Below are 13,804 nucleotides of genomic sequence, written 5' to 3' on the forward strand. Positions count from 1 at the left end.
GGAGGCAGCATGGCCGCGACGGACGACGCTGTCGCCACCGATGACGACGCGCTGTACGTGCTGACGGCGGTCTTGCTGACGCCCGCGAAGTTCCCGAGCGTGCTCGGCGACGACTATCCGGAATCCTGTGCCGCGCTGGGGCTGCCGCCGCTGGCCGCCGGATACGGACTGGTACTCGGGCAGGACAACAAAGGGGCGCGCTGGACCGTCGTCACCGACGACGTGTCGCTCGTCGCCGTCGCGATCGCTTCCTGGGACTGCGGCATGGAGTACGACCTGTCGCCCGACGAACGCACCGTGGTCGCGGCGCTGCCCGGCTGGCCCCTCGCGGTGGCGGTGGCGGCACCCGGCGTGCCCGCGCCGCACGACCCCGATCCGGACCCCGCACAGCCCGACCAGCTCCCGCTCGCCCCGCCCGAGTCGGACGCCTGGGGCCCGGCCCAGCGCCGTCTGGGCGCCGACGAGATAGCCCTCCAATGGGCCGCGTGGCGCGAGCAGATCGACGACGAGGACTTCGCCACGGGCGCCGTCGCCGAGGAAGACGGCCCGGCGGACGACACCGGCGCAAGGACCGAGGCCACCGTGGACGGGAACCGGGGCGGGGACGACGCGGGCAGCCCCTCCCGTGCCGGAGGGAGCAGCCCCCAAGGCTCGGCCTCAGCTCCCTCGACCGGCGTGCGACGGGTCCTCGCCGAAGCCCGTGCGTACGTGGAGACGCCGCCGCCGCTGGGGCGGGTGCGGTCGTCCTTCGCCTCCGGTGAGGCACGCACGCTGCGCGCCGACGGTCCCGGTTGGTCCATGGTCGCGAGGACCGACGACATCGCGTTCGTGCTGCTCGACGAGGAACCAGGAGAGGTGCTGCCGGTCGGGCGGGGGCCGGAGCTCCCGGGGCTGCTCGAAGCGCTCGACAAGATGGCGGTGCGCCCCTCCTGACGCGGGCGTTCGGCACCGCCTCAAGCCGGGTACGGCTCAGATCGCGGCCGGCCCCGGAGAACGCGCTGCTGCGCCATGGCGGCGACTCAGCGGCCCAGCTCCTTGCGGGTGACACGACGCAGCCTGCGCCGCTGCCCGGAATCGAGGGTCAGATAGGCCGCGGCCGGGACGCCGACCACGATCAGGAACGCGAGCCACCAGGGCAGCCAGATGAGCAGGATGAGCCCTGCCGCCACGCCTCCTGCGGCGATCTTCGCCTTCTTCGACATGTCCGTCGCCTCCTTCGCGGCAGGTGCCGCTCTCTGTCTTGAGAAACGGGATCGGACCGCGCCCAGTTCCAGGTCGCGACCCTGACTGATCCCTGACGTGCGTCCCCTACTCGACCCTGAGTGCCCTCAGCGGTTCGCCCACTTCGTGCAGGTGGCGAAGCACCTGCCGGTAGGAGTCGACGAGCCCGGTCTCCGCGTAAGACATACCCACAGCATGACAGTGCGCACGGACAAGGGGCTGGGCGAGCCGCAGGTGCGGTCGGGGCATGCTCGGGAAGAGGTGGTGCTCGATCTGGTAGTTCAGCCCGCCGAGGAACCAGTCGGTGACCGCGCCGCCGCGGATGTTCCGTGAGGTGAGGACCTGGCGCTTCAGGTGGCCCCACCGCTCGCCGTCCGGGTCGGGCATTTCCATGCCCTTGTGGTTAGGGGCGAAGGCCATGCCCAGGTGCAGACCGAAGAGGGCCTGGTGGACGGCGGCGAAGGCGATCGCGTGCCCCAGGGGCATGGCCAGCAGCAGGAGCGTCACGTACCCCACGAGGTGGGCGACCAGCAGAGGGCCTTCGACGGCTCGTTCCCGTCGGCTCTGGCGGCGCAGGTCACGGAATCCGTAGACCTTCATGGCGATGCCCTGGAGCAACGTCAGAGGGAAGAACAGCCAGGCCTGATGGCGCGTGAGCCAGCGCCGGAAACCTGCCCGGGGCCCGGTCTGCCGCGCCGTGAACACCAGGATGTCGGCGGCGACGTCCGGGTCCTTCTCGGTGTGGTTGGGGTTGGCGTGGTGCCGGTTGTGCTTGTCGTTCCACCAGCTCACGCTCATCCCGAGGAGCAGGTTGCCGTGGACAAGGCCGATGAGGCGCGCCACCGTGCGGTTGTCGGTGATCTGCGAGTGCCCGGCATCGTGCCCGATGAAGGCGGTGCGCGCGCACAGGACGGAGAGCACCGGCGCGAGCAGCAAGACCCACCAGGTGTGGCCGATGACGAAGAGTCCCGCGCCGACGGCTGCCAAGGCCGCGGCGTTCATGGCTATCCCGCGCGCGTACCAGCCGGTGCGACGGTCGAGGAGCCCTCCCGTTTTGACGGCTCGCAGGAGTGGTGTGAAGTCGCTTCCGGAGCGGTGGCGGGGGGTGACGCCACCGGGGCGTTCCACGACGGCTGCGGCAGCCTGGGCCATGACGAGTTCTCCGGTCTCCTGAGGATGCTCTGACCTCAGGAAACGTACGGATCTGTGACCTTCGGCGACCATGACGCCACCCCCCGTGTTCCACCGGGGGCAAACGCCCGGGCACAGGGGTGCTGGGTACACCCCCACAACAGGAGTGGCGAGCATCACAGCACACGAAGCGCCTCAGGTTGGCAATTCCGAGGTATCTTCGGCCGCTCCCGCCACATTAGTCAAGTTTGAGGAATGCGCCATAGCTGTGCACAAGCACTCCGCTGTCAGTCCTTCCGAGATCGTAGAACTGTCCCGCTGCTCTGTCGTGTTCGTCCCCGGTGACCCCGGGCGCACCGGTCAGGTCGCGTTCTGGCACGCCGACGGCCGTACCCCACCCGCCTCGGCCGTCGGCGACGTCGGCGAGCTGACCGTCGCCGTGCCCGGTACCGACGGCATCCACCTCGACGTCGTGCCCGCTGCGCTGCTTCCGGTCGGCACGGCGCTGCCCGTCCTCACCCGCGCACGGGCCGCGTCCGGCGCGCACCCCACCGCCGCCTTCTGGGGCGCGGCGGCCGTACTGGCCCTGCAACTGGCCGCCCGCGGCCTGTTGTTGCCAGGCCTCACCGACAGTGATCACGACGCCTGGCGTGCGGGCCCGTTGAACGCCGACGACCTGCGACGGCTGCGCGACCTCGCGGCCTCTATGCCGCCCGCCGCCCATGCCGTTCCTCTCGCCGACCACACGCCACCGCGCCTGCCCGCACCGGAGCGGCTGCTGCACCAGTTCCTGGACGCCGTGGCCGACACACTGCCGCGCTCCCCCGCCGCCGCGGCGGCGGCCGGCCAGCCCGCGTTCGCCTCGCCGAAACCCCAGCACCTGCCCGCGCAGCGCGCCTGGGCCATGGACGTCGCGGCAGGCCACGACGCCGGTGTGCGGGTCTCGCTGCGCGTCGAGGTACCCGGCCTGTTGGCCGACACCTCCACGGAGACCCGGCTGCCGTTCCGGGCAGTCCTGCAGATCCACAGCGTCAGCGACCCCTCGCTCGTCGCGGACGCCGCCGAAGTGTGGGCCGGTTCCGGCGCCACAGCGGGCGCGTTCGGGCCGCGTGCCCGCATGGACGCCCTTCTGGCCCTGCGTCGCGCCACGCGCGCGTGGGCGCCGCTCGGGCCGCTGCTCTCGGCATCGGTGCCCGATGCGGTCGAGCTCGCGGACGAGGACGTCACCGAACTTCTGGGCTCGGGAGCGCGCGTGCTCGCGGCAGCCGGTGTGGGCGTGCACTGGCCCAGGGAACTGGCGCGCAGCCTCACCGCCCGTGCGTACATCGGCCCCAAGGAGGCCAAGGGCGGCAAGGGCCCCGACCAGCTCGAGTCGGACACCCCGTCCTACCTCTCGGCCGACGCGCTCCTCGCCTTCAACTGGCGTTTCGCGCTGGGCGACCAGGAGTTGAGCCGCGAGGAGCTCGACCGGCTCGCGGAGGCCAACCGCCCGGTGGTGCGCCTGCGGGACCAGTGGGTGCTCATCGACCCCGACGAGGCGCGGCGGGCCCGCGCGCAGCAGGACCACAAGGTCACCCCGATCGACGCCCTGGGCGCCGCGCTGACCGGCACCACCGAGGTGGACGGCCGCCGGGTCGACGTCGAGCCCACGGGCTGGCTCGCGACCCTGCGGGAGCGCCTTGCGGACCCGGAGGGCATGGAGCCCGTCGGCCAGCCCGCGGCCCTCGCCGCGGACCTGCGCGACTATCAGCTGCGGGGACTCAACTGGCTTGCCAGGATGACGTCCTTGGGGCTCGGCGGATGCCTCGCCGACGACATGGGCCTCGGCAAGACCATCACCCTGATCTCGCTGCATCTGCACCGTCAGACCGACGAGGCGACGGCGGGGCCCACGCTGGTCGTGTGCCCCACCTCCCTCATGGGCAACTGGCAGCGGGAGATCGAGAAGTTCGCGCCCGGCACGGCTGTGCGCCGTTTCCACGGAGCGCAGCGCGGACTCGACGACCTGGCGGACGGCGAGTTCGTACTGACCACCTACGGAACGATGCGGCTCGACGCCCACCGGCTCGACGCGGTCAACTGGGGACTGGTCGTCGCCGACGAGGCACAGCACGTCAAGAACCCGTACTCGGCGACGGCCAAGGAGCTGCGCAGCATCGGCGCCCGCGCGCGCGTGGCGCTCACCGGCACTCCTGTGGAGAACAACCTCTCCGAGCTGTGGGCGATCCTCGACTGGACGACCCCGGGGCTGCTGGGCAAGCTCGGCACGTTCCGCACCCGTTACGCGCAGGCTGTCGAGAGCGGATCCGACCCAGCCGCGGCCGAACGGCTCTCCCAACTGGTGCGCCCGTTCCTGCTGCGGCGTCGCAAGTCGGACCCGGGCATCGCCCCCGAGCTGCCCCCGAAGACGGAGACCGACCGTGCCGTCTCCTTGAGCGCGGAACAGGCGGGCCTCTACGAAGCGGTGGTCCGGGAGACGCTGGCGGAGATCTCCGGAGCCGACGGCTTCGCCCGCCGCGGTCTCATCGTCAAGCTCCTGACCGGCCTCAAGCAGATCTGCAACCACCCCGCGCAGTACCTCAAGGAGGACAAGCCGCGCATCACCGGACGCTCCGGAAAGCTGGAGCTCCTGGACGAGTTGCTCGACACCATCCTCTCCGAGGACGCCAGCGTGCTCGTCTTCACTCAGTACGTGCAGATGGCGCGCCTCATCGAGCAGCATCTGTCGTCCCGCGGCATCCGCTCGCAGTTCCTGCACGGAGGCACCCCGGTCGCCGAGCGCGAGGCGATGGTCCGGCGCTTCCAGGACGGCGAGGTCCCGGTCTTCCTGCTCTCCCTGAAGGCGGCGGGTACGGGCCTGAACCTCACGCGGGCCGAGCACGTCGTGCACTACGACCGCTGGTGGAACCCCGCCGTCGAGGCCCAGGCGACCGACCGCGCCTACCGCATCGGGCAGACCCAGCCCGTGCAGGTGCACCGGCTGATCGCGGAGGGCACCATCGAGGACCGCATCGCCGAGATGCTGCTGCGCAAGCGTGAACTCGCCGACGCCGTCCTCGGCTCCGGGGAGGCCGCGCTCACGGAGCTCACGGATGCCGAGCTGGCAGACCTGGTCGCGCTGCGAGGGGGGACCACGCGATGAGTGACGCGCAGGACGACACGTACGACGAGGCATACGAGAGCAGCAGGATCGACGACGGGGGCGACGCATTGAGCGGACACGGCGAATCGACCGGTCAGGACAGCGAGCGGACCTTCGCCGCGATGCCTCCGGCACACGGGCGGGGCTTCGCACAGACCTGGTGGGGCCAGGCGTGGCTGAAGGCGTTGGAGGACACGGCGCTCGACCTGCAGCAGCTCAAGACGGGGCGCCGGCTCGCGCGGGCCGGTTCCGTGGGCGCGGTCTCCGTGCGCCCCGGGCGCATCACCGCGGTCGTGCAGGACAAGGACGGCACACCGCACCGCTCCGACGTGCTGCTCCAGGAACTCAGCGACGACGAGTGGGACCGCTTCCTCAGCATGGCCGTCGAGCGGGCCGGACACATCGCCGCGCTCCTCGACCGGGAGATGCCGCCTCACCTGGTCGAGGACGCCGCGGCCGCCGGCGTCGAACTGCTCCCCGGCATCGGCGATCTGGAGCCGGAGTGCGACTGTGACGCCTGGGACCACTGCGGGCACACGGCCGCGCTGTGCTACCAGGTCGCCCGCCTGCTCGACCAGGATCCGTTCGTGCTGCTCCTGATGCGCGGGCGCGGCGAGCGGGAGCTCCTCGACGAGCTGCAAGTCCGCAGCGTCGCGGAGCAGTCCGCGCCGGACTCCCCGTCGCAGGAGGCGCCCGAGGGCGCCCCAGAGGGCGTGGACGCCGCTGAGGCGTACGCGGACGGCGTCATACTGCCTCCGCTGCCCGAACCGCCCGCGCTGCCCGCAGAACCCGGCCTGCCGCCTTCCCTGGACACGGAGGTGGAGCCCGCGCCCGGCGTGGACGTCCCCGCGCTGGAGTTCCTGGCGGCTCGTGCGGCCGCCGAGGCGCACCGGCTGCTCGCCGAAGCGCTCGCACCCGGGCACGCGGAGCACGCCACTGAGCCGGGCCTGACGCTCGCCGAGGATGCCGTCCGCCTCGCCGCAGCCTCACCGGAACCCGCCGTCGTGGACCGGCTCGCCACGGCCTCGGGCCGCGACCGGGAGGGCCTGGACCGGGCGGTACGGGCTTGGGAGTACGGCGGGCGTGCCGCACTGGTCGTCCTCGAGGACGAAGGGGCCTTGGAAGCGGATGCGTCGGCCCGCGCGCGTGCCGCCCTGGACGCGGCCTGGGACACGGGCGAGCGCCCCACGCTGCGCGCGGCCGGCAACCGCTGGACGGTGGCGGGAGGCGACGCACAACTGCGCCACGGGCCCGACGGACGCTGGTGGCCCTACCGCAAGGAGCGGGGCCGCTGGGTGCCCGCGGGTCCGGCGGCGCACGACCCGGCGACCGCGCTGGCCGCCGTCACCGCGGGTGAATGACCCGCGCGATGATCGTGGCTGAAAGACAGTCAGCGGCCACCGGCGTGACGGCGGTGGTGACACGTGCGCCGGGAACACCGGCGCACGCACTCACCCTGGTCAGCGATTGAGTGCGGTCATGACATCCGGGACCGTGGATCACGCCGGTTCAGTCGTGCGGGTCAAGCCGAAGGGGAGATGACAGGGCGTTGTGCCCCCGCCACCGCTGATCGCCCCGGTGACGACGGCGCCTCCTGCCCCTCGCGGGAGGCGCCGTCGGCGTGTCGCCATGCACCGTTCACTCACGATCCCCCTGGCGTTCGCGACGGCGGCGAAGGGTGGCGCCGTCACCCGAATCCCGCCCCAGGAGGCCTGATGCCCTCGCGCGCCGCCGACCAGCGTCGTGTCCACCGCTCCGTCGTCTTCGGCGTGCCGCTCGCCCTGCTCACCGCCGTGGTGGTCACCGGCACCGCGGTGGGCGCGCCGACCGGCCCGGCCGACGGGGCTCGCGACAAGGGGAACGGCGCACGCGTCACCGCCACCGCGACGCTCGGCGACGTCCCTCTGGGCCCCTTCAGCAACCGTCTGCTCCCCGGCACCGTGCGGGACGACCGGGGTGTGGACCTCGGGGGCATCGGCAGCGACATCTACCCCGCAGGTCGCAAGGGCGAGTTCTGGACAGTCACCGACCGTGGCCCCAACGGCCAGATCAAGGTCGACGGCAAGAAGCGCCGCACGTTCCCCGTGCCGGGTTTCAACCCGGCGATCGTGAAGGTCCGGGTGTCCGGGCGCTCCGTGAAGGTGATCGACGCGCTGCCGATCACCACCCGCTCCGGGAAGCCCGTCACCGGTCTGCCCAACCAGGAGGGCCGCGACGAGGCTCCGTACACGTACAACGCCACGAAGCCGCTCCCATACGACCCGAACGGTCTGGACACCGAGGGCATCGTCCGCGCCGAGGACGGTTCCTTCTGGCTGGTCGACGAGTACGGTCCGTCGCTGGTCCACGTCTCCGCGCGCGGGAAGGTCATCAAGCGGTACGTGCCCAAGGGGCTGAACCTGCGCGGCGCGGGCTATCCGGTGTCGGAGTCGCTGCCCGCGGTACTGCTGCACCGGAAGCTCAACCGCGGCTTCGAGGGGCTCGCCCTGCTGCCGAACGGTGAGCTGGTGCTTGCGGTGCAGAGCCCGTTGTCCCTTCCGGACAGGGAGGCGGGTGACGGCTCGCGGACAGCCCGACTGCTGCGGTTCTCGCCGCGGAAGCAGGTGGTCACCGCCGAGTACGCGTACCGGTTCGACCCCGTCGCTGTCGTGGACCCGGGCGAGGACGACACCTCCGAGCTCAAGATCTCCTCCGTCGTCGCCGTGGGCCGCGACCGCCTCCTCGTCGAGGAGCGCACCGACAGGGCGGCCCGGTTGCAGGTCGTAAGCCTGGACCGGCGTGCGGACATCCTCGGCGGACGCTGGGACGACGCGACGACCCGTCCGTCCTTGGAGCAGTTGGAGGACCCGGCGGCTTCCGGCGTGCCGGTCCTGCGCAAGCGCCTGATGGTCGATCTGGGCACCGTGGACGGCGTGCCCGGGAAGATCGAGGGCGTTGCCCGGGTGGGCCACCGCACGCTGGCCCTGATCAACGACAACGACTTCGGGATGACCGACGGGCCGGAGGCGTTCGACGAGGACGGCCGACTGGTGGACAGCGGCATCGAGACCAGCGTGACGTACGTGCGGCTGCCCAGGAGCCTGTGACTCCAGGGGTGCGACAGAGCTCCTCGACGCCTCGGGATCAACGACCCGTCGGGATCAACGACTCGAGGTCGCTCGGCACCCCGGTGGGCAGCGTGGGGAGGTCGCTGGGCAGCCGGGTCCTGATGTCACTGGGGAGGTCGCTCGGCAGTTCGGAGGGGATCTCCGAGGGGATGCTGAGCGACGGTGTGGGCCTGGGCTCGCGGCTCTTGGTCTCCTCGGAGGGGCTCTTCTTGTCCGGGGAGTCGTCGCCTCCGGTGGCCAGGACCACCACGACGACGACGGCTGCCACGGCCACGAGCACGGCGAGCAGCACGACCAGCCCGTTGCGCCGCCCGGGCGGCCCGCCGCCCGGTGGCTGTGACGGCAGTCCGTCGTCTCCGGGAGGTGGGCCGTACCCGCCCGGCGGCGGGCCATACCCTCCGGGAGGCGGCCCGAAGTCACCACTCCCCGGAGGGGGCCCGTCACCCGGCGGAGGCTGCGGCGGTACCGGCGGCATGCTCATACCGCCAAGAGTCGTCCCGAACCGGTCAAGAAGCGACCCCTGCGCGGAGGTTGCTACACGCCCGCCCCACGGACCGGACGATTCCGGCACAGTCCGGATGCACTCCGGCCGGCGCCCCCGCGACGAGGCCGCTCTCAGCCCCGGACGCCCAGCAGGTGGTCCATGGCCAGCTGATCGAGACGTTCGAAGGCCATGCCGCGTGCGGCGGCCGCCTCGACGTCGAAGGCCTCGTAGGCGCCGCGGTCGGCGAGCAGGCCCGCGAGCCCGTCCTCGGCGGTGGGGCGCGCCAGTTCGGGCAGGCGTGCCTGCCGCAGCGCTTCGGTCACCTCGGGGTCCGCGCGGAAAGCCGCCGTCCGGTCGCGCAGGATCAGGTAGTTGCGCATGCACCCGGCGGCGGAGGACCACACTCCGGCGGCGTCCTCCGTACGCGGCGGCTTGAAGTCGAAGTGGCGCGGCCCTTCGTAACCACCCCTCTCCAGGAGGTCGACCAGCCAGAACGCGCTGCGCAGGTCGCCCGCTCCGAACCGCAGGTCCTGGTCGTACTTGATGCCGTTCTGGCCGTTCAGGTCGATGTGGAAGAGCTTGCCCGCCCACAGGGCCTGGGCGATGCCGTGCGGGAAGTTCAGGCCCGCCATCTGCTCATGGCCCACTTCGGGGTTCACGCCGTACAGTTCGGGCCGCTCCAGGCGCTCGATGAAGGCGAGGGCGTGCCCGACGGTGGGGAGCAGGATGTCGCCGCGCGGCTCGTTCGGCTTGGGCTCGATGGCGAAGCGCAGGTCGTACCCCTGCTCGGTCACATAGTCGCCGAGCAGGTCGAAGGCCTCCTTCATCCGGTCCAGGGCGTCGCGTACGTCCTTGGCGGCACCGGACTCCGCGCCTTCACGGCCGCCCCAGGCGACGTAGGTGCGGGCGCCGAGCTCGGCCGCCAGATCGATGTTGCGGATCGTCTTGCGCAGCGCGTAGCGGCGTACGTCGCGGTCGTTGGCGGTGAACGCGCCGTCCTTGAACACCGGATGCGTGAACAGGTTGGTGGTCGCCATCGGCACGACCAGACCGGTCGCGTCCAGGGCCTCCCGGAAGCGCTTGACGTGCCCGGAACGCTCGGCGTCCGTCGCCCCGAACGGGATGAGGTCGTCGTCGTGGAAGGTGACTCCGTAGGCACCCAGTTCGGCCAGCTGCCGTACGGAGTCGGCCGGGTCCAGCGGGGCCCTGGTGGCGTCCCCGAAGGGGTCCCTGCCCTGCCAGCCGACGGTCCACAGACCGAAGCTGAACTTGTCCTCGGGGGTGGGCCGATAGTTCATGTGCGACTCCTCGCGGGCTCCTCGACCATTTCGTCATGGCACTTAACAAATTAGTATCCTCACGCACCGCTGGGAAGGTCGAAGGAAGCACGTTCCCGTGCGCACGCCCGGGAGAGCCGCCAGAACGGAGTCGCCGATGTCATCAGCGCCATCAGGCCCCCTCGTCGTGGGTGTGGACAGCTCCACGCAGTCCACGAAGGCCCTCGTCGTCGACGCGGGCACCGGAGAGGTCGTGGCGAGCGGCCAGGCACCCCACACGGTCAGTTCCGGAGCTCTCCGGGAGAGCGACCCCGAGCAGTGGTGGGACGCCCTCTGCGAGGCCCTGCGCCAGTGCGGCCCCGCCGCGCGTGAGGCCGCCGCGGTGTCGGTCGGCGGCCAGCAGCACGGGCTCGTCGCACTCGACGCCCGAGGCAGGTCCGTACGGCCCGCGCTGCTGTGGAACGACGTGCGGTCCGCGCCGCAGGCCCGCCGCCTGGTGGAACGGCTGGGAGGCGCCAAGGCGTGGGCGGACCGCGTCGGGAGCGTGCCGGGGCCCTCGTTCACGGTGACGAAGTGGGCCTGGCTCACCGAGCACGAGCCCGCCTCCGTACGCGCCACCGTCGCGGTGCGGCTTCCCCACGACTACCTCACGGAGCGCCTGACAGGCGCCGGGACGACCGACCGCGGCGATGTCTCCGGTACGGGGTGGTGGGCGTCGGCGACCGAGTCGTACGACGAGGAGATCCTGCGCCTGGTGGACCTCGACCCGACGCTCCTGCCGCGGGTCGTGCACTCCGGAGAGGTCGCAGGGACGGTGCGCGGCAGCGATGAACTGCCCTTCTCCAAGGGGACTCTGGTGGCTCCCGGGACCGGCGACAACGCGGCTGCCGCTCTCGGCCTCGGGCTGCGCCCCGGCACACCGGTGCTGAGCCTCGGTACGTCCGGCACGGTGTACGCCGTCTCCGAACGCCGCCCCACCGATCCGACCGGAACAGTCGCCGGTTTCGCCGACGCGCGCGGTGCGTGGCTGCCGCTGGCCTGCACCCTCAACTGCACCCTGGCCATCGACCGGATCGCCTCGCTCCTCAGCCTCGACCGGGAAGCCGTGCAGCCCGGCGGCGCCGTGACCGTCCTTCCCTACCTGGACGGCGAGCGCACGCCCGACCTGCCGCACGCCTCGGGGACGCTGCGCGGCCTGCGCCACGACACGACACCGGGGCAGGTTCTCCAGGGGGCGTACGACGGCGCGGTCCACGCCCTCCTGGGCGCACTGGATGCCGTCCTGGACGCGGACGCCGACCGTTCCGAACCGCTGCTGCTCATCGGCGGCGGTGCGCGCGGCACCGCCTGGCAGGAGACCGTACGACGCCTCTCCGGAAGGCCCGTCCAGATCCCCGAAGCCCGCGAACTCGTCGCCCTGGGTGCCGCCGCACAGGCCGCCGGACTCCTCTCCGGGGAGGACCCGGCCGCGGTGGCACGGCGCTGGGGCACCGCCCGGGGACCTGTCCTGGAGGCAGTCGAACGGGACGAGCCGACGCTCTCCAGGATCTCGTCCTTCCTCTCCGATGCGGCACCCTTGCTGGATGGGGCTCATGGAGTGTGACGGTACGGAGCGGGCGGGGGATGGCCGAGGTCCGACAGAGCCGGGCGGGAGGCGGGACCACACGCTCACCGCACCGCGGGAGCGGCTCACCCGGGCCACCCGCGAACGCCTTGCCGACACCCAGCAGGGCATGCGTCGCCGCAACCTCTCCCGGGTGATGCACGCTGTCGCCGCGCAGGGCACGCTGTCGCGCGCCTCCGTGGCATCACGGATCGGCCTGACCCGGGCCGCCGTGTCCACGTTGGTGGACGAGTTGATCCGTGCGGGGCTCTTGGAGGAGTTGGGCCCCGAGCGTCCGGGGCGGGTGGGCCGCCCGGGCTCCGCACTCGCGGTCAGCGCTCAGGGGCCGGCCGGAATCGGGGCGGATGTCGGTGTCGACCACTTGGCGGTGTGTGCGGTCGACCTGCGCGGTGACGTACGCGCGCGTGCCGTGCGGCGGGTCGACAACCGGGGCCGCGCTCCTCAGCCCGTGCTCGCCGACCTCGCCTCACTCGTCCGTGAGGTGATCCGGACGGCCGAACAGGAAGGACTGCGTCCGGCGGGCCTCGCGGTCGCCGTGCCCGGCCTGGTCGCGCGCGACACGCGCACCGTCGTACGCGCCCCCAACCTCGACTGGCACGACACGGACATCGGCGCCCTCCTGCCGACGGAACTGCCGCTGAGCGTGGACAACGAGGCGAACTTCGGCGCCCTGGCGGAGTTGTGGCTCGGCGCCACGGCACCGGCGGACTTCCTCCATGTCTCGGCCGAGATCGGCATCGGTGCGGCGCTGGTGGTCGAAGGGAGACTACTGCGGGGAAGCCGGGGCTTCGCAGGCGAGTTGGGGCACGTGCCCGTCTGGCCGGAGGGGCCGACGTGCGCGTGCGGCGGACGCGGCTGTCTGGAGCAGTACGCGGGTGAGGAAGCGCTGCTGCGGGCGGCGGGCCTGGCGTCCGGGGCGGACCGGATGGAGGCGCTCGCCGAGCGGGCGCACACGGGCGACATGAAGGCCAGGGCGGCCTTGCGGGACGCCGGAGCCGCGCTGGGGATCGCGCTGACTGGTGCGGTGAATCTCCTCGATCCACGGGCGGTGGTGCTCGGCGGTGCGCTGTCCCGGCTCGCACCGTGGCTGCTCCCCTCCCTGGAGGGCGAGTTGGGGCGCCGCACCACGGGCCCCGGCTGCGAGGTCGTCGTGTCCGGCGTCGGGTCGGACGGGCCGCTGCTGGGGGCGGCTCATGCGGTGGTTCGGGCGGTGCTCGACGATCCGGTGGGGGTTGCCTGAAGACGGCACTGTGGGCCATGACGGCCCGACACTCGTTCGAGTGACGTGCCGCATGAGTACCATCCGGGCGGATAGGTCACGGGGCTCTGACGTGCGAAGGTCGGCTGCTGCACGGGCACGTGTCAGCACCCTTCCAGTCCTACGTATGGAACTGGAGGTGGCCGTGCGCCAGCGCGAGGGGCACCGACCTGTCGTTCGGACCTGAGAAGGACCGCAACGGGACGTCAACGAGCATCGGGTCCTGCTCGACGGCGTCGATGTGACCGAGGCCGAGCAGAAGGCCACCCTGTTCGGTGAGCCTCAGTCGAACACCCCCAAGGAGATCCGCCGCCACGTCGCCCTCTGACGTGCCTCCGGCGGCCGTGCACGAAGCCCCAGGCGGAGGGCTACGACGGCTGCGGTCCCGCAGAAGACGTACGCCCGCTTGTCGAAGCGCGTCGCCACCACCCAGTTGGCCTCCAACCGGCTGATCATCCATTCGCCTGCATTCCTGCGGGCCTAGCGAGCCGCATCGAAGCTGGTGGGCCTGCCGCCGCTGCTGCCGGAGCGCAGGTGGTGGGCCCGCTGGTCACGCCGTT

The 13,804-nt window shown here is 72.0% G+C and carries 10 protein-coding genes; 6 read left to right on the forward strand and 4 right to left on the reverse strand.

Going from position 1 to position 13,804, the window contains the following annotated elements:
* Positions 1-9: 9 nt before the first annotated feature.
* Positions 10-933: a hypothetical protein gene (locus QUY26_RS02525; RefSeq protein WP_289943451.1), complete on the forward strand. Its 924-nt coding sequence runs from the start codon at positions 10-12 to the stop codon at positions 931-933.
* An 86-nt stretch (positions 934-1,019) separates the two neighbouring features.
* Here QUY26_RS02525 and QUY26_RS02530 read toward each other — a convergent pair whose 3' ends face one another.
* Positions 1,020-1,202, reverse strand: coding sequence for a hypothetical protein (locus QUY26_RS02530; protein WP_030359293.1), 183 nt, complete (start codon positions 1,200-1,202; stop codon positions 1,020-1,022).
* Positions 1,203-1,308: 106 nt separating this feature from the next.
* On the reverse strand, positions 1,309-2,373 hold the full coding sequence (locus tag QUY26_RS02535; RefSeq protein ID WP_289943452.1) for a fatty acid desaturase family protein: 1,065 nt from the start codon (positions 2,371-2,373) through the stop codon (positions 1,309-1,311).
* A gap of 307 nt (positions 2,374-2,680) precedes the next feature.
* Here QUY26_RS02535 and QUY26_RS02540 point away from each other — a divergent pair, with 307 nt between their 5' ends.
* The 3 genes from QUY26_RS02540 to QUY26_RS02550 all read left to right on the forward strand — a co-directional run bounded on the left by QUY26_RS02540 (position 2,681) and on the right by QUY26_RS02550 (position 8,580).
* A complete protein-coding gene (locus tag QUY26_RS02540) occupies positions 2,681-5,494 on the forward strand; it encodes an SNF2-related protein (protein WP_436840254.1) in 2,814 nt (937 codons plus the stop codon).
* Complete coding sequence (locus tag QUY26_RS02545) at positions 5,491-6,855, forward strand: SWF or SNF family helicase (protein WP_289943454.1); 1,365 nt, start codon at positions 5,491-5,493, stop codon at positions 6,853-6,855. The genes QUY26_RS02540 and QUY26_RS02545 overlap by 4 nt, the downstream gene beginning before the upstream one ends.
* Before the next feature lie 354 nt (positions 6,856-7,209).
* Positions 7,210-8,580, forward strand: coding sequence for an esterase-like activity of phytase family protein (locus QUY26_RS02550; RefSeq protein ID WP_289943455.1), 1,371 nt, complete (start codon positions 7,210-7,212; stop codon positions 8,578-8,580).
* A gap of 37 nt (positions 8,581-8,617) precedes the next feature.
* Here the strand turns inward: QUY26_RS02550 and QUY26_RS02555 are convergent, their stop codons facing one another.
* Positions 8,618-8,893, reverse strand: a complete 276-nt coding sequence (locus QUY26_RS02555) for a hypothetical protein (RefSeq protein WP_289943456.1) — start codon at positions 8,891-8,893, stop codon at positions 8,618-8,620.
* Positions 8,894-9,216: 323 nt separating this feature from the next.
* Entirely contained in the window at positions 9,217-10,383 is a 1,167-nt protein-coding gene (gene xylA / locus QUY26_RS02560) for a xylose isomerase (RefSeq protein WP_289943457.1), read from the reverse strand.
* Positions 10,384-10,519: 136 nt separating this feature from the next.
* On the opposite strand from xylA, the gene xylB reads away from it, so the two are divergent.
* Positions 10,520-11,965, forward strand: coding sequence for a xylulokinase (xylB, locus tag QUY26_RS02565; protein ID WP_289943458.1), 1,446 nt, complete (start codon positions 10,520-10,522; stop codon positions 11,963-11,965).
* A 130-nt stretch (positions 11,966-12,095) separates the two neighbouring features.
* Positions 12,096-13,226 carry an ROK family transcriptional regulator gene (locus QUY26_RS02570; protein ID WP_289955419.1) on the forward strand — a complete coding sequence of 377 codons (1,131 nt, stop codon included), beginning with the start codon at positions 12,096-12,098 and terminating at the stop codon, positions 13,224-13,226.
* Positions 13,227-13,804: the final 578 nt, after the last annotated feature.

Source organism: Streptomyces flavofungini, assembly GCF_030388665.1.
Lineage (GTDB): Bacteria > Actinomycetota > Actinomycetes > Streptomycetales > Streptomycetaceae > Streptomyces > Streptomyces flavofungini_A.